Raw genomic sequence first — 16169 nt, 5'->3', positions numbered from 1 at the left:
AGACCGACAACTGCATGGCACGCCTGCTCCCGCTGAATGCCTTATCGCTGCAACCATTACTCACCGTTCACTATTGGGGGCGTCTGGCCGGGTTCACGCGCTTTGTCGGGCATCGACTGGTCGTCGACCGCTGCCTGCAGACCGCAGGCAGCCTGACCTACACCACGCTGCTGGCCATCGTGCCGCTCTTCACCATCGCGCTGACGCTGTTCTCGGCGTTTCCGATGTTCTCGGCATATGCCGGGAAATTCCGCTCCTTCATCCTTTCCAACCTGGTGCCGGAAACCGGCGGCCGTGCCGTCGCGATGTATATGCGGCAGTTTGCCGACAACGCCGAGAAACTGACCGCACTGGGGATGATCGGTCTGGTCCTGACTGCGCTCCTGCTGGTCTTCACCATTGAAAAGACCTTCAACCAGATCTGGGGGGTGCGCAAGCCGCGCAAGCTGCTCTCGCGCACCTTGATCTATTGGGCGGCATTGACACTTGGCCCACTGCTGATCGGCATCAGCCTGTCGTTGACGTCATGGCTGTTCCAGCAGAACGCGCTGGTGGAAAACGCCCCACTGATCGAAGCACTGCTGCTCAAGCTGGGGCCGTCGCTGTTGATGTTCGTATCGTTGACGCTGCTCTACGTGGCAGTCCCCAATTGCTATGTGCCACGCAGCCACGGCATGTTGGCCGCCGTATTGGTCGCCATCCTGCTGGAGCTGATGAAAAAACTGTTTGCGCTGTATATCCAGCTGTTCGGCGGCTACCAACTGGTCTACGGGGCATTCGCCAGCTTCCCGATCTTTCTGTTGTGGCTGTATGTATGCTGGGTCATCGTACTGGGCGGCGCCGTGCTGGCGGCCTCGTTGTCGTATTGGCATGGCGACGGCTGGCGCTGGGAACGCCATCACGGCACCCGGTTCGAACAGGCGATGCGTATCCTGATGACCTTGGCACAGGCCCATACCCACGGTGAAGTGCTGCATATCGACGCGCTGCGCCGACGGGTCGGTCTGGGCATCGATGCCACTCACAACCTGTTGGAGACCATGAGCGAACGCGGCTGGGTGCAAGCGACCCGCGCCGGGGAATGGCTGCTCTCGGGTTCGATCGACCGTATCCGGCTGCTGGATCTGTTCGAAGCGGTGGTCACGCCGCTCTCGGCCACCGTGGAAACCGGCCTTGCACGGCACATCACCGGGATGACCGCGGCGCTGGACGAAACCCTCACCCAGTACGCGGCCCGCCTGGATGATGAACAGGCGAACGCCTGAGCACCTGTTGATGACCCTTCAAGCCGTCATCCGACCGGCCAGCCCTGAGAGCCTGTCCAGGCAGGCCACCACGCGCATCCTGGCCATGGTTTCGGTGCAAGGTTGAAGCTGCAGACAATGTGGTGCCGGTCGGCCCATGCCCAATCCATTGCCGGCCGGCTGCGATCAACCACGCAACAGACGATGGACGCCCACCATCGTTTCAGGCGCAACCCCGTTGCAGCGTCCGGGTCAATGTGGCGTAGTCCAGCTCGCCGATGTAGGACTGTCCCAACTGCCGCATCAGAATGAACTTGATCGTGCCGGCGTCGACTTTCTTGTCCTGCGCCATCAGCTCCAGATAGCGCTCGACCCCCAGCGCCGGCGCTACCACCGGCAGTCCGGCGCGTGTCAGCAGTGCACGGATGCGCTCGATGGCGGCGGCATCCAGATAGCCCAGCGCTTCGGATGCAACTGCCGCCAGCATCATGCCAGCGGCAACCGCTTCGCCGTGCAACCAGGCGCCGTAGCCCAACCCCGACTCGATGGCATGGCCGAACGTGTGGCCCAGATTGAGCAAGGCGCGTTGCCCCTGCTCCTTCTCATCACCGGCCACGATGCGCGCCTTGTTCTGGCAGCAGCGCTCGATCGCCCAGGCCAAAGTCCCGGTATCCCGCGCCATCATCCGGTCGATATTCGCTTCCAGCCACTCGAAGAAGAAGAGATCGTCGATCAGCCCGTACTTGATCACCTCGGCCATCCCAGCGGAGAACTCGCGTGCCGGCAGGGTATCGAGCGTATCGAGGTCCGCGAGGACCAGTCGGGGCTGATAGAACGCCCCGATCATGTTCTTGCCCAAAGGATGGTTGATCGCCGTCTTGCCGCCGACGGACGAATCCACCTGCGCCAGCAGCGTGGTGGGGATCTGGATGAATGGCACACCGCGCTGATACACCGCCGCCGCAAAGCCGGTCATGTCGCCGATGACGCCCCCACCCAGCGCGATCAGCGTGGTCTTGCGCTCGCAGCGCGCAGCCAGCAGTCCATCGAAGATCAGGTTGAGCGTTTCCCAGGTCTTGAAGACCTCGCCGTCGGGCAGGACGATCGCCTGCACCTGCACTCCTCGCGCGGCCAGTGCCGAACGCAACGGGTCCAGATAGAGCGGTGCCACGGTCTCGTTGGTCACGATGGCCACCCGCGGTTGCGGCAGCAGCGGCAGGATCAGATCGACCTGCGTGAGCAGGCCGCGGTCGATCAGGATCTGATAGGGAGCGTGGTCGAGGTCAAGCTTGACGGTGCGCATGCAGATGCTCGAGTTTGGCCAGAAGCGACTGGGTGAGTTGTTGGACGGACTGTCGGCTGGTATCAATGATCAGGTCGGCCGTTTCACGGTATAGCGGATCGCGCGCTTCGAACAGCTCGCGTATCCGCTCCTTGGGGTTGGCAGTCTGCAGCAGGGGCCGGTTCTTGTCGTGCGCGGTGCGCAGATAAAGATCGTCGATCCCGGCCCGCAGATAGATCACGAATCCATGCTGGCGCAATGCGGCACGGTTGTCCGCACTGAGCACCGCGCCACCGCCGGTGGCCAACACCAGCTCCTGCTGCTGCACCAATTCAGCGATCGTCGCCGTTTCACGCATGCGGAATCCGGCTTCCCCTTCCACCTCGAAGATCAATGGAATCCTGACCCCGGTACGGGCTTCGATTTCGTGGTCCGAATCATAGAATTGCTTGTCCGTCGCTTTGGCCAATGCCCGGCCGACGGTGGTTTTGCCGGCACCCATCATGCCGATCAGAAAAAAATTGCCTGGCAGTTTCATGCCAGGCATTTTAACCGGAAATGCCAGCCTGTACGGCTGGCATCCCTGCCTTTCAGCGCAGACCGACTTCGGAGCTCACGATCTTCGGGGTGATGAAGATCAGCAGTTCACGCTTCTCGTCACGCTTGGATGTGTTCTTGAACAGATGGCCCAGCACCGGCACATCGCCCAGCAGCGGCACTTGCTGGATGTCGGTGCCGATGGTCTGGGTATAGATCCCACCGATCACGATGGTGCCGCCGTTCTCCACCAGCACCTTGGTCGAGATCTGCTTGGTGTCGATGGCCGGGCCAGCCAGCGTATTGTCGCCACGGCTGTCCTTGTTGACCTTGACGTCCATGATCACGTTGCCGTCCGGGGTGATCTGCGGTGTCACACGCAGCGACAGCGTGGCCTTCTTGAACGAGATCGAAGTGGCCCCGTTCTGCGACGATTCCGCATACGGGATCTCGGTACCGTCCTCGATCACGGCCTCGGTCTGGTCTGCAGTCACCAGACGCGGGCTGGAGATGATCTTGCCCTGGTTGTCCGCTTCCAGCGCATTGATCTCAAGCCCCAGCAACCAGTCGGCATTGGCGGCGATCAGGGCCAGCGTGCCCGGGCTGCCGCTCACAGGCAGGTTGACGTTGAACGGCATCGAGCCATCGGTGTTCGTCGGCACGCCGCGACCATCGAGCTTGGTGCCCGCGAGGGTCGGCCACGTCGAAACATTGGTGTTGCCCACATGACCGGTCGCACCCCAGCTCAGCCGGGCACCCAGATCACGCGAGAAGCCATCGCGCGCCTCGACGATCCGTGCCTCGATCATCACCTGGCGGACAGGGATATCGGTCTTGCCGATGATGTCGCGCAACTGGTCCAGCTTGGACGGCACGTCCTGCACGATCAGGATGTTGGTACGCGGATCGATCACCACGCTGCCGCGCGGCGACAGGATGCGCTGCTTCTCGTCGGTGAGGATCTTCTTGAAGTCATCGGCCTTCTGATACTTGAGCTGGAACATCTCGGTACGGGTCGGCTCAAGCTCCAGGATCTGCTTCTTCGCCTCCAGCTCCTGCTTTTCCTTGGCGGCCAGCTCATCACGCGGCGCCACCCACAGCACGTTGCCGGAGCGACGCTGATCGAGCCCCTTGGCCTGCAGGATGATATCCAGCGCCTGATCCCACGGCACATCCTTCAGACGCAGCGTCAGGCTGCCCGAGACGGTATCGCTGGTGATGATGTTAAGACCGGTGAATTCGGCGATCACCTGCAGCACCGTACGGATCTCGACATTCTGGAAATTGAGCGACAGCTTCTCGCCCTTGTAGTTGGGGCGCAGTGCGGAAAGGGCGCGGCTGTCTTCCTGTGCCTTGCGCACTTCGATGATGAAGCGGTTTTCGGTCTGGTAGGCCGAATACTCCCAATTGCCTATCGGCTGGATCACCATCCGGACATTGCTGCCTTGCCGGTAGGTATCGAGCTTCTGCACCGGCGTGCCGAAGTCCGCGACGTCCATGCGCCGCTGCAGCCGTTCCGGCAGCTCGGCCTTCAGGAAATCGACCACCAGCGTGCTGCCTTGCTGCCGGATATCGATCCCGACATTGGGGCTCGACAGATCGATCACCACCTTGCCTTCCCCGCTGACACCGCGGCGGAAGTCGACTTCGGTCAGGCTTTCCTGCGCCGTGTTGACGGTCGGCTGCGCAAAATGCGTGGTCTCCGTCTTGGCTGCCACCGCGGAGGTGGAGCCATCGATGGTCACGAGGAACGCATTGCCTTCCACATTGGTCTCGTAGGCCGCCTGCTTGTTGAGGTTGAGGACCAGCCTGGTCCGGCCGGTCCCCTCGGCCAGATTGAGCAGGCGCAGCGTTGCGCTATTGACCTGTACGCTGCTCTTGCCGGCCTTGTTGGCCGTGCCCGGAAAATCGAAGGCGACACGCGGCGGCGTGCTGACGGCAAAACTGGTCGGCTGCGGCACAGGTCCGTCGAACTGCACCTTCACGACCTGCTTTTCGTTGGAGATCGTGTTGACTTCGACGTTAGTGATGTCGCTCGCCTGACTGGCGGAGCACAGCGCCACTGCCAGCGCGCCACAGACCAGCCAGGCCTGCTTCAGGATGGATACATTCTTCATTTAATTTTGCTCCGCTTCGTCCAGAGTGAGGATCGTTTCCCGCTCGATCCAGTCTCCGCCGCTGTCCTCGACGATTTCCTTCAACTTGACTTCCGTTTCGGAAATGGCCACCACCATGCCGAAGTTCTGCCCCATGTAGTTGCCGACCTTCACGCGGTATAGATTCCGATCCGGCGCGCTGATCAACGCCTGGATCTGCTTGCCTTGCTGCAGGATACCGACCATGCGCAGCTTCTCGAGATCGTAGTTCTCGAGCACCTCCTTGGGTCGGTTGGTATTGGGTGCAATCCCGCTGCTGCTCTTTTTGGCCAGTTCCATCTTCGCCGCATTGAAGGGATCGAGCAGCGAGAAGGCTTCATACACCACCGGCTCGACGATCTTGACCTCCGGTGCAGGTTCGATCTTGCCGCGCAGCCCTTCACTGTTCTGGGCCATCCACTCCTTCAGATCGCCATGCTCTTCACCGAAACATCCCGTCAGCAGCACTGCGAACATTGCTACCGGTATCCAACGCGCCATGCCGCACGCCTCCCTGAGAATTTGCTGCGAAGCACTCATTGCCGGTTCTTCTTCTTCGCTTCGGCCTCTGCCTGCCGCATTGCCTGGATCTCGGCCTCATCCAGCGCGCGATAGGTCCTGGCGGTTGCCTGCAGCAGCAACGTGTCCGCATCCCCTGTCCTGGACAGCTGGATATCATTCAGTGTCACGATACGCGAGAGCTTGGCCACATCGCTGACAAACGCGGCCAGATCGTGATAGCTGCCGACGATCCGGATGCTGATCGGCAGTTCGGCGAATTCGGACGTCTTGATCTCCGCGCCGGGCTGGAACAGCTCGAACAGCAGGCCGCGGCCGACACCGGCCTGGTTGATCTCGGTCAGTAGCGTTTCGACTTCCGACTTGTTGGGCAACTGCTTGAGCAAGGCCCCGAACGACTGCTGGATCTCAAGCAGCTGCTGGCGATAGGCGTCAAGGTTGACGGCCTGGCGCTTCTTGTCGATGAATTCCTGCTTGAGCTGTTCTTCGCGCTGCTTGCCAGCCTCAAGCTTGTCGAATTCGTCGCTCCATACATACCAGTGGCCACCCGCCACGATCGCGACAAAGACCACGACCAGCAAACCGATCTGGGCCGGAACGGGCCAGTTGCCGATATCCTTGGGATCGAGTGAACGCAGTTCGTCAAGCGTCATGATCAGCCTTTCTTTTCAACGGATTGGGCATCGGCATTCTTCTCATCGGGGCGGACGATCTTGACCTCCAACGTGAACTCGGACAGCCGCTGATTCTTCTGCTGAGTTGCCCTGACGACGATCAGCACCGGCAATTCGAAGATGTCGGAGTCGTTGAGACTGCGCATCAACGTCGAGACGCGGGCGTTCGACTGTGCGTAGCCGACCAGCCGCAGCTTGCCGCCCTCCTGCGAGACGCTGGAGAAGTAGATGCCTTCCGGCACCTGGCGCACCAGCTGGTCCATGATGCGGACCGCCTCGGCCCGGTTGGACTGCAACCGCTCCACGACCTGTTTGCGCGCAAGCAACGCTGCCCTTTCGGCCTTCAACCGCTCGATCTCGGCGATCTCGGCATCCAGCTTCTTGTTTTCCGACTCCAGGAACAGGTTGCGCTCATCCTGGGTCGCCACCCGTGCGCTCAGCACGAGCCAACCCGCGACGACAACGCCGACGGCGACGGCGAATGCAACCCCGAGGATGGCCAGATAACGGCGCTGCCTGGCCTGCCGCTTCTGCTCGCGGTGCGGTAAGAGGTTAATCCTGATCATGACGGGTCAAACCTCCGCATCGCGAGTCCGCAGGCTATCAACAGGCTGGGCGCATCAAGCTGGATCTGCCTGCCGCGCAATTTGCCTATCGCCATCCCGTAGAACGGGTTGGCGCGCATTGCGCTTGCCACCTGGGTACGACTGGCGACTGCCTCATCCAGCCCATGGATTGCACTGCAGCCCCCGGCGAGCAGGATGTGATCGACCGAGTTGTAGTTGCTTGAGGTGTAGAAGAACTGCAACGAGCGCGAGATCTCCAGGGCCAGGGTATCGATGAACGGTTGCAGCACCTCGGGCTCGTAGCTTTCAGGCAGCCCACCCGACTTCTTGGAATGCTCGGCTTCCTCGAACGACATGTTGAACTTGCGCTGGATTTCCTGGGTCAACTGGTTTCCGGCGTACGCCTGGTCGCGGCTGTAGATCGATTGGCCGTCCTTGAAAATATTCATATGCATCGCAGTTGCACCGATGTCCACCACCGCGACGATCTGGTTTTCTCCTTGGCCCGGCAATTGGGGGCGCATCAGTTCGAATGCCGCCTGGGTTGCGTAGAGCTCAACGTCGACCACCGTGGCCTTGAGGCCGGCAGCCTCCACGACGGCGACCCGCTCGTCCACCTTTTCCTTCTTGGCCGCCGCGATCAGTACCTCGGACTCCTCGGGCACCGCGGGCGAAGGCCCAAGCACCTGGAAATCAAGGTTGACCTCGTCCAACGAGAACGGGATGTATTGATTGGCCTCGGCCTCGACCTGGGTTTCGAGCTCACGCTCGGACAGCCCGCCCGGTGCCAGGATCTTCTTGGTGATCACCGCCGCCGCCGGCAGCGCGATGGCCACGTTCTTCACACGCGATCCCAGCTGGCGCCACGCACGTCGCAGCGCTTCGCTGACCGCATCGGCATTGGCCACGTTGCCATCGGTCACGGCGTCCTTGGGAAGCAGTTCGATGGCGTAACGTTCCAGGCTGTAATTGCGCCCGACCAGCCCGAGTTCGACCATCTTCACGGCCGACGAGCTGATATCCACGCCGATCAACGGCGGAGCCTTGGGCTTGAGAAAGTCGAGATTCAAAAGAAATTTCCTTTATTAAATAGGAAACTAGAATGTTTTTCTGCCGCACTACCGCAAAAATGCTAGCAGCGCCAAGCAACCCCTGTAAAGCAAGCTAGCTAAAGCATCAGTTTTTTGCAACAGCCCCCGAATCGCGTAAATTACGCTCAACGCAAACCAATCCGAATTCGATCATGGCCAGAAGAATCCTTTTGATCGCCGCTGGCATCATCGCAGGCGCAGCGATTTTTGCCGCTGGTCTGCTGTTCTTTGCCGTTCTGCTTACTTACCCTCGACTTCCTTCGCTGGAAGCGTTAACGGACTACCGTCCCAAGATCCCACTGCGCGTATACACCGCCGACAATGCACTGATCGGTGAATTCGGCGAGGAACGCCGGGCCTTCGTGCCGATCGATCAAGTTCCCAAGCTGATGAAGCAGGCGCTACTGGCCGCCGAGGACGAGCGCTTCTACAGCCACGGCGGCGTCGATTACATCGGCGTTGTACGGGCAATGCTCGGCAACATCGTGTCAGGTCATTCCCAATCCGGGGCCAGCACCATCACGATGCAAGTTGCTCGTAATTTCTATTTATCCAATGAGAAAACGTTTACTCGAAAATTTAATGAAGCCCTGCTCTCGTTCAAGATTGAGCACAATTTATCCAAGGATCAAATCCTGGAGCTTTACATCAACCAAATCTATCTGGGTCAACGGGCGTATGGATTTGCTGCAGCTGCGCAAGCCTATTACGGTAAACCGCTAGGCGCCCTTTCGGTTGCCGAGACCGCGATGCTGGCTGGCCTGCCCAAGGCACCGTCCGCGTATAACCCCATCGCCAACCCGAACCGCGCCAAGCTGCGCCAGAAGTATGTCCTGCGCCGCATGCACGAACTGCGCTTCATCGATGACCAGCAGTACCAGGCCGCCTTGAACGAACCACAGCAGATCAAACGCAACCTCACCAGCTATCCGGTACACGCCGAGTACGTTGCGGAGATGGTGCGCCAGATGATGGTGGAGCGCTACAAGGATGCCGCGTACACCCAAGGTTTTAAAGTTTACACGACACTCGACAGCCAACAGCAGACAGCCGCGTACCAGGCACTGCGTAAAGGGCTGCTTGTTTACGACACCCGTCATGGTTATCGGGGTCCTGAAGGCTATATCGATGCCAGCCTCTTACAGCCTGGCAAGGAAGATCTGCTGATCGATGCACTGGATGGACTGGAAGACGCGGGGGAGCTACGTCTCGCAGTGGTACGCCAAGTGAGCACCAAGGGCGTCATCGCACAACTGAAGAGCGGGGACGAGATCCGCCTTGACGGCGCTGGCCTGCGCTTTGCCCGTTTTGCCCTGACCAGCAAGGCCCCACCGACTGCACGTATCCGCCCCGGCGCGCTGATCAGGGTCCGCCAATCCGAGAACGGCTGGCAGATCAGGCAGTTGCCGCAAGTCGAAGGGGCCCTGGTCGCAATGGAGCCGCAGAACGGGGCGATCAAGGCGTTGGTGGGTGGGTTCGACTTCAATCGCAACCACTTCAACCACGTCACCCAGGCTTGGCGACAGCCAGGCTCCAGCTTCAAGCCTTTCGTATACTCGGCCGCCGTGGAGCGGGGCGTGACACCCGCAACGCTGATCAACGATGCGCCCCTGGTGATCGATCCGCAGGAGATCGGCGGGCAACGCTGGGAGCCGAAGAACTATGACGGCACATTTGCCGGGATGATGAGCGTGCGAGACGCGCTCACCCGCTCCAAGAACCTAGTCTCGATCCGCATCCTGCAGGCGACCGGGCCACAATACACCCAGCAGTTCCTGACCCGGTTCGGCTTTCCGCCCAAGAACCATCCGGCCTATCTGACGATGGCGCTGGGTGCCGGCAGTGTCACGCCGATGCAGCTTGCGGAAGGGTATGCTGTCTTTGCCAATACCGGCTACCGCGTCTCCTCGCACTTCATTGACAGGATCGAAAGCGACCGTGGTCAACTGCTGGCCCGCATGCAACCCGAGGTGGTCGGGCAGAACGCCAGGCGGACCCTGCCGGCACGTAACGCATTTGTGATGACATCAATGATGCAGGATGTCGTACGTTACGGTACCGCTGCCAAGGCTCGGGTACTCGGCCGCCAGGATCTGGCCGGCAAGACCGGCACAACCAACGATGCCCATGACGCCTGGTTTGCCGGCTACTCGCCACACCTGGTCGCGGTCGTCTGGGTCGGCTTCGACCAACCGCGCTCGCTGGGCGGCTCTGAAACCGGTGGTGCGGCAGCCTTGCCGATCTGGATCGACTACATGAGCGTGGCATTGAAGAACAAGCCGGACGTCCCGCAAGCTGTGCCCGAAGGCCTGGTCACTCAGGCCATTCAATCGGAGCGTGGGCTGCGCAACGAATACTTCTACTCTGAATTCCAGGAAACCAACCCCGAACTTGGCCTGGGCAGCAGCAGTACGGCTGCTCAGCCGCTGGAGGAGATCAGAGACCAACTGTTCTAGCACACAGGGCCGGCCTTACCATCGGCATTGGGACCAGGGCATACAGGGCACGACGGCCAGGGCCAAGTCCGGCAGGCGTTTGTGTGCTACCGGAGCCAATGCCGTCATGTGTTCACGTCCATCTGTCGTTGACAAGGAGCCAGTATGGCCAAGACATCTCTTCTTGACCGCAGCGCGACCAGCCTGCGCCTTGAGATAGCACACCGTGCCGCGCGCCTTATCGCCCAGGACCATATCCACGACTTTGCACTGGCCAAAAAGAAGGCTGCGCGGCAGCTGGGGCTGTCGGACCATCGCAATCTGCCGTCCAATCAGGAAGTGGAAGAGGCACTGGCCGACCATCGTGCCCTGTATCAACCGACACACGGGCACGAGGTCCAGACGCTGCGCTCGAAAGCAGTCAAGGTCATGCGGGTACTTGCGGATTTCCAGCCCTATCTGACCGGTTCGGTGCTGTCCGGTCTCGCCGATGCGCAATCCGACATCAATCTGCTGCTGTTCCTGGACGACCCCAAGAGCGTTGAGCTGTTCTTGTTGAACGAACGCATCGACTACGCCCATCTGGAGCCTTCACCCACCCAGCGTTTTGCGGATCACCCAACGCTCGCATTCTGGTTTGATGACACATTGATCAAATTGCACGTGAGACCTCGGACGGCAGAACGTCTGACCCCGCGCAAGGACGAGCGGGCACGTGTGGAGCAGGTTGAGCAACTGCTGGCCGCGTCGCGCTGAACACACGCCCAGGAGGGAAAGATGCAGGGCCAACGCTTGACCCCAGTGCGGCTTGGCAACCCAACGCCCTACCTGGTCGACGACCCGCTGCATATGAATTACCTGTTGCAGCAACTGCAACAGCGCAACGAGCTGGTCTGCCTGTACCCGATCGGACGCGAGGAGCCGTTTGCTCTCAGCACCCTGCTGGCCGTCGATGCGGCGCAGCTCGTGTTCGATGCTGCCAGCGAGCCCAAGACGAACCAGATGTTGGCAACCCAGGGGGCCTGCTGTGTTTCGCAACTGCGCGGGGTGAAGCTCCAGTTCGAACTCGCACCCCTGACCCCTGCATCCCATGCCGGACGCGCCTGCTTAATCGGCCCTGCACCGGCGGCCATCCTGCAGCTGCAACGACGCCAGGCATTCCGGATGCGACTGCCCATCAGCAATCCCATCCATTGTGTTTGTTCCGACCCCAGCCATCCCGGCCTGACCGGCACGATCTCTGATCTGAGCATGGGGGGCCTGGGCCTGGTGCTCAGTCAGCAGCAGGATCTGTATCCGGATGAACTGCTCCATCAGTGCTGCTTTGAGCTGCCAGGCCAAGGCCAGATCGAAACGGACCTGCGTATCCGCGACAGGCTCGTGATGACGCTGCGCAATGGTGTACCGCGACTGCGGTACGGTTGCCGTTTCGTACAGCTTCCACCGTCTGCCCAGCAGAAGATACAGCGCTACTTGACCCAGCTTGAGCGACATCAGATCGAATGGCACCGGAGCGCTTGAAGGATAAGCCGATGCGACCGTTGTTTTCGAACAACACGCTTCGCCGGATCGAGCAGACCCATGCCACTGCCCATCCTGCCTTGATGGTACGGGCCGGCAAAGGAGCGGCGGCATGGATCGCGGCGCACTTCGCCAAGCAGGTTGTCACCGTTGTTGCTGGCCCCGGGCACAACGGAGGGGATGCTTTGTACTGCGCGGCAGAACTGCATGGCCTCGGATGGCCGGTGATCGTCCACGCCATCCCGCCACGCCACACCAAGCCTGCGCTTGCTGCAGCGCTAAAGGCATGGCAACGGATCGGGGAAGTGCATACCGATTGCCCTCATGTCACCGACGGCCTGGTCGTGGATGGGCTCCTCGGGATCGGGCTTGACAGCGCACCCGATGACACGTTGGTACGGTGGATCGATGCAATCAATCGGCACCGGGGCCCGATCGTGGCATTGGATGTACCGACCGGGCTGAATGCCGATACTGGCGAAATCCCTGGTCACGCAGTGCGCGCCGACCATACCCTGACCTTCCTGGCCGACAAGCCCGGCCTGTATACCGCATACGGCCGTGACCATGCCGGTGAGGTGACTTGTCTGGACCTTGGCATCACTGTGGAAGCGGACCTCGCGCCCGCCGCCTTCCTGGTGGCAACGCAGCCGCTGGCACTGCCACCGCGGCAACATGCCAGCCACAAGGGCACTTACGGCACAGTCGCCGTTGTCGGCGGGGCTTCCGGCATGACAGGTGCGGCCATGCTCGCTGGTCGGGCTGCACTTCAATGTGGTGCAGGCAAGGTCATCGTCGGACTCCAAGACCATCGGATCCATTTTGACCCGCACCAGCCCGAGCTGATGATTCAGACTGTGGACGATGCCCTGACCGCCCCATTGAGTGCACTCGCGGTAGGCCCTGGCTTGGGAACCACAACACAGAGCGTGGATAGCCTTGCCAGCACACTGTCGACTGCAGTACCGGTCATCATCGACGCAGACGGGCTCAACCTGCTGGCCCGACATGCACATCTGCAGCGATCGATAACGCAGCGTGGCGCACCGACCATACTGACGCCTCATCCGGCCGAGGCAGCCCGCTTGCTGGGTACGGATACGCGGGCGGTTCAAGCGGACCGTCTGTACGCAGCCCAGGAATTGAGCTCCCGTTACCAATGCGCGATCCTGTTGAAAGGCTCCGGCAGTATCTGCACCGCACCGGGGCACCCGCCCACCATCAACGGCAGCGGCAATGGCGCCTTGGCAAGCGCTGGACAAGGTGATGTGCTGAGCGGGGTGATTCTGGCCCTGGTCGCCCAAGGCTTGCCACCACTGGATGCGCTGCGATTGGCGGCTTACCTGCATGGACTTGCCGGCGATCAGTGGCGCCAAGACCATCCAAGTGGAATCGGCCTGACCGCCTCGGACACAATTGCCGGGATACGTCGGCTTCTGAACCCGCTCAACCAGGAAGCCGATCGATAGCACGGACACCCGGTTGTGGACGGCAGGGGCGTACCCTGGTGCATTTGGCGAGGATGAGCTGGATCGCCGATCCTAAAGCAAAACCCCCGGGTGCGTGAGCACCCGGGGGTTTTCATGAGGAGTCTGGCGATGACCTACTTTCACACGGGAACCCGCACTATCATCGGCGCTAAGTCGTTTCACGGTCCTGTTCGGGATGGGAAGGCGTGGGGCCAACTCGCTATGGTCGCCAGACGTAACTGGTTGAGCTACGACTGTATACAGTCCTGCTCCAAATCGATAGAAGAAGCGGTGCGCGGCCGACAGCCCCACACACTCAAATTCGTTTCAGGTTAGATCATACGAGCTTGTCGCCACCCTGAACCGACCTGGTTCAGGTTATAGGATCAAGCCACACGGGCAATTAGTATCGGTTAGCTTAACGCATTACTGCGCTTCCACACCCGACCTATCAACGTCCTGGTCTTGAACGACCCTTCAGAGAGCTCAAGGCTCTAGGGAAGTCTCATCTTGAGGCGAGTTTCCCGCTTAGATGCTTTCAGCGGTTATCTCTTCCGCACTTAGCTACCCGGCGATACCACTGGCGTGATAACCGGTACACCAGAGGTGCGTCCACTCCGGTCCTCTCGTACTAGGAGCAGCCCCTCTCAAACTTCCAACGCCCACTGCAGATAGGGACCAAACTGTCTCACGACGTTTTGAACCCAGCTCACGTACCACTTTAAATGGCGAACAGCCATACCCTTGGGACCGGCTACAGCCCCAGGATGTGATGAGCCGACATCGAGGTGCCAAACTCCGCCGTCGATGTGAACTCTTGGGCGGAATCAGCCTGTTATCCCCGGAGTACCTTTTATCCGTTGAGCGATGGCCCTTCCATACAGAACCACCGGATCACTATGTCCTGCTTTCGCACCTGCTCGACTTGTCGGTCTCGCAGTCAAGCCACCTTGTGCCATTACACTATCAGTACGATGTCCGACCGTACCTAGGTGACCTTCGAGCTCCTCCGTTACACTTTGGGAGGAGACCGCCCCAGTCAAACTGCCTACCATGCACGGTCCCCGATCCAGATGATGGACCTAGGTTAGAACCTCAAACGCACCAGGGTGGTATTTCAAGGACGGCTCCATGGCAACTAGCGTCACCACTTCAAAGCCTCCCACCTATCCTACACAAGTCCGTTCAAAGTCCAATGCAAAGCTACAGTAAAGGTTCACGGGGTCTTTCCGTCTAGCAGCGGGGAGATTGCATCTTCACAAACATTTCAACTTCGCTGAGTCTCAGGAGGAGACAGTGTGGCCATCGTTACGCCATTCGTGCGGGTCGGAACTTACCCGACAAGGAATTTCGCTACCTTAGGACCGTTATAGTTACGGCCGCCGTTTACCGGGGCTTCAATCAAGAGCTTGCACCCCATCATTTAACCTTCCGGCACCGGGCAGGCGTCACACCCTATACGTCGACTTTCGTCTTGGCAGAGTGCTGTGTTTTTGATAAACAGTCGCAGCCACCTTTTCACTGCAACCGCGTCGAGCTCCAGTCGCGAGGACCTTCACCCTACTGCGGCACACCTTCTCCCGAAGTTACGGTGTCAATTTGCCGAGTTCCTTCTCCTGAGTTCTCTCAAGCGCCTTAGAATTCTCATCCTGCCCACCAGTGTCGGTTTGCGGTACGGTCAATTCTGAGCTGAAGCTTAGTGGCTTTTCCTGGAAGCATAGGATCAATCACTTCGGGCCCAAAGGGCCCTCGTCATCACGCCTCAGTGTTAACAGGGATCCGGATTTGCCTAAATCCCCCACCTACACGCTTAAACCGGGACATCCAACACCCGGCTGACCTACCTTTCTCCGTCCCCACATCGCACTCAGAATCGGTACAGGAATATTAACCTGTTTCCCATCGACTACGCTTTTCAGCCTCGCCTTAGGGGCCGACTCACCCTACGCCGATTAACGTTGCGTAGGAAACCTTGGGCTTTCGGCGAACGGGCTTTTCACCCGTTTTAACGCTACTCATGTCAGCATTCGCACTTCCGATACCTCCAGCAGCCTTCACAAGCCACCTTCACAGGCCTACGGAACGCTCCCCTACCATGTATCAAAGATACATCCGCGTCTTCGGTTCTAGATTTGAGCCCCGTTACATCTTCCGCGCAGGACGACTCGACCAGTGAGCTATTACGCTTTCTTTAAATGATGGCTGCTTCTAAGCCAACATCCTGGCTGTCTATGCCTTCCCACCTCGTTTTCCACTTAATCTAGCATTTGGGACCTTAGACGGCGGTCTGGGTTGTTTCCCTCTTGACACCGGACGTTAGCACCCGATGTCTGTCTCCCAAGCTCGCACTTAACGGTATTCAGAGTTTGCCATGGTTTGGTAAGTCGCGATGACCCCCTAGCCATAACAGTGCTTTACCCCCGTTAGTGATACTTGAGGCACTACCTAAATAGTTTTCGGGGAGAACCAGCTATTTCCAGGTTTGTTTAGCCTTTCACCCCTATCCACAGCTCATCCCCTAGTTTTGCAACACTAGTGGGTTCGGACCTCCAGTGCGTGTTACCGCACCTTCATCCTGGCCATGGATAGATCACCTGGTTTCGGGTCTACGCCCAGCAACTAAACGCCCTATTCGGACTCGGTTTCCCTACGCCTCCCCTATTCGGTTAAGCTCGCTACTGAACGTAAGTCGCTGA

Annotated in this window: 12 protein-coding genes and 2 rRNA genes (1 of these 14 cut by a window edge); 5 read left to right on the top strand and 9 right to left on the bottom strand. The window is 59.7% G+C overall.

Annotated features, from left to right (window positions below):
* Window positions 1-14 precede the first annotated feature (14 nt).
* Window positions 15-1265, top strand: a complete 1251-nt coding sequence (locus N8I74_RS03590; RefSeq protein ID WP_263125552.1) for a YihY family inner membrane protein — start codon at window positions 15-17, stop codon at window positions 1263-1265.
* Between the two features lie 202 nt (window positions 1266-1467).
* Here N8I74_RS03590 and aroB read toward each other — a convergent pair whose 3' ends face one another.
* From aroB to N8I74_RS03555, 7 genes are read right to left on the bottom strand one after another with little or no spacing between them, the layout of a single operon-like run.
* Window positions 1468-2547 (bottom strand): 3-dehydroquinate synthase, encoded by a 1080-nt coding sequence (gene aroB, locus N8I74_RS03585; protein ID WP_263125551.1) that lies wholly within the window; start codon window positions 2545-2547, stop codon window positions 1468-1470.
* Window positions 2528-3073 carry a shikimate kinase gene (locus tag N8I74_RS03580; RefSeq protein ID WP_456298712.1) on the bottom strand — a complete coding sequence of 182 codons (546 nt, stop codon included), beginning with the start codon at window positions 3071-3073 and terminating at the stop codon, window positions 2528-2530. Before N8I74_RS03580 ends, aroB begins: the two co-directional genes overlap by 20 nt.
* A gap of 43 nt (window positions 3074-3116) precedes the next feature.
* A complete protein-coding gene (gene pilQ, locus N8I74_RS03575) occupies window positions 3117-5180 on the bottom strand; it encodes a type IV pilus secretin PilQ (protein ID WP_263125550.1) in 2064 nt (687 codons plus the stop codon).
* The gene (locus tag N8I74_RS03570; RefSeq protein ID WP_263125549.1) at window positions 5181-5738 is read right to left on the bottom strand and encodes a pilus assembly protein PilP; all 558 of its coding nucleotides are present in this window, start codon (window positions 5736-5738) and stop codon (window positions 5181-5183) included.
* Window positions 5735-6370, bottom strand: coding sequence for a type IV pilus inner membrane component PilO (locus N8I74_RS03565; RefSeq protein ID WP_263125548.1), 636 nt, complete (start codon window positions 6368-6370; stop codon window positions 5735-5737). The genes N8I74_RS03570 and N8I74_RS03565 overlap by 4 nt, the downstream gene beginning before the upstream one ends.
* Before the next feature lie 2 nt (window positions 6371-6372).
* On the bottom strand, window positions 6373-6957 hold the full coding sequence (locus tag N8I74_RS03560) for a PilN domain-containing protein (RefSeq protein ID WP_263125547.1): 585 nt from the start codon (window positions 6955-6957) through the stop codon (window positions 6373-6375).
* Entirely contained in the window at window positions 6954-8027 is a 1074-nt protein-coding gene (locus N8I74_RS03555; protein WP_263125546.1) for a pilus assembly protein PilM, read from the bottom strand. The genes N8I74_RS03560 and N8I74_RS03555 overlap by 4 nt, the downstream gene beginning before the upstream one ends.
* 173 nt (window positions 8028-8200) lie before the next feature.
* On the opposite strand from N8I74_RS03555, the gene N8I74_RS03550 reads away from it, so the two are divergent.
* The 4 genes from N8I74_RS03550 (at window position 8201) to N8I74_RS03535 (ending at window position 13473) form a co-directional block, all read left to right on the top strand.
* On the top strand, window positions 8201-10504 hold the full coding sequence (locus N8I74_RS03550) for a penicillin-binding protein 1A (RefSeq protein WP_263125545.1): 2304 nt from the start codon (window positions 8201-8203) through the stop codon (window positions 10502-10504).
* Between the two features lie 144 nt (window positions 10505-10648).
* A complete protein-coding gene (locus N8I74_RS03545; protein ID WP_263125544.1) occupies window positions 10649-11239 on the top strand; it encodes a nucleotidyltransferase domain-containing protein in 591 nt (196 codons plus the stop codon).
* Between the two features lie 21 nt (window positions 11240-11260).
* On the top strand, window positions 11261-12004 hold the full coding sequence (locus tag N8I74_RS03540) for a flagellar brake protein (protein WP_263125543.1): 744 nt from the start codon (window positions 11261-11263) through the stop codon (window positions 12002-12004).
* A gap of 11 nt (window positions 12005-12015) precedes the next feature.
* Window positions 12016-13473, top strand: coding sequence for an NAD(P)H-hydrate dehydratase (locus N8I74_RS03535; protein ID WP_263125541.1), 1458 nt, complete (start codon window positions 12016-12018; stop codon window positions 13471-13473).
* 121 nt (window positions 13474-13594) lie between these two features.
* Here N8I74_RS03535 and rrf read toward each other — a convergent pair.
* Both rrf and N8I74_RS03525 read right to left on the bottom strand, forming a co-directional pair.
* Window positions 13595-13707: ribosomal RNA gene (rrf, locus tag N8I74_RS03530) — 5S ribosomal RNA — on the bottom strand.
* Window positions 13708-13855: 148 nt separating this feature from the next.
* Window positions 13856-16169 (bottom strand): 23S ribosomal RNA (locus N8I74_RS03525); it runs 576 nt beyond the window's last position.

Source organism: Chitiniphilus purpureus (assembly GCF_025642115.1).
GTDB classification, from domain to species: Bacteria; Pseudomonadota; Gammaproteobacteria; order Burkholderiales; family Chitinibacteraceae; genus Chitiniphilus; species Chitiniphilus purpureus.
Note: the sequence above shows the minus strand (reverse complement) of the source record. Positions and strands in the feature narration are given on the sequence as shown.

Coding starts and splice junctions, on each gene's coding strand:
- N8I74_RS03535 (WP_263125541.1), top strand. CDS start 12,016: ATGCGACCGTTGTTTTCGAACAACACGCTTCGCCGGATCGAGCAGACC.
- N8I74_RS03590 (WP_263125552.1), top strand. CDS start 15: ATGGCACGCCTGCTCCCGCTGAATGCCTTATCGCTGCAACCATTACTC.
- pilQ (WP_263125550.1), bottom strand. CDS start 5,180: ATGAAGAATGTATCCATCCTGAAGCAGGCCTGGCTGGTCTGTGGCGCG.
- N8I74_RS03545 (WP_263125544.1), top strand. CDS start 10,649: ATGGCCAAGACATCTCTTCTTGACCGCAGCGCGACCAGCCTGCGCCTT.
- N8I74_RS03540 (WP_263125543.1), top strand. CDS start 11,261: ATGCAGGGCCAACGCTTGACCCCAGTGCGGCTTGGCAACCCAACGCCC.
- N8I74_RS03550 (WP_263125545.1), top strand. CDS start 8,201: ATGGCCAGAAGAATCCTTTTGATCGCCGCTGGCATCATCGCAGGCGCA.
- N8I74_RS03580 (WP_456298712.1), bottom strand. CDS start 3,073: ATGCCTGGCATGAAACTGCCAGGCAATTTTTTTCTGATCGGCATGATG.
- N8I74_RS03560 (WP_263125547.1), bottom strand. CDS start 6,957: ATGATCAGGATTAACCTCTTACCGCACCGCGAGCAGAAGCGGCAGGCC.
- N8I74_RS03570 (WP_263125549.1), bottom strand. CDS start 5,738: ATGAGTGCTTCGCAGCAAATTCTCAGGGAGGCGTGCGGCATGGCGCGT.
- aroB (WP_263125551.1), bottom strand. CDS start 2,547: ATGCGCACCGTCAAGCTTGACCTCGACCACGCTCCCTATCAGATCCTG.
- N8I74_RS03565 (WP_263125548.1), bottom strand. CDS start 6,370: ATGACGCTTGACGAACTGCGTTCACTCGATCCCAAGGATATCGGCAAC.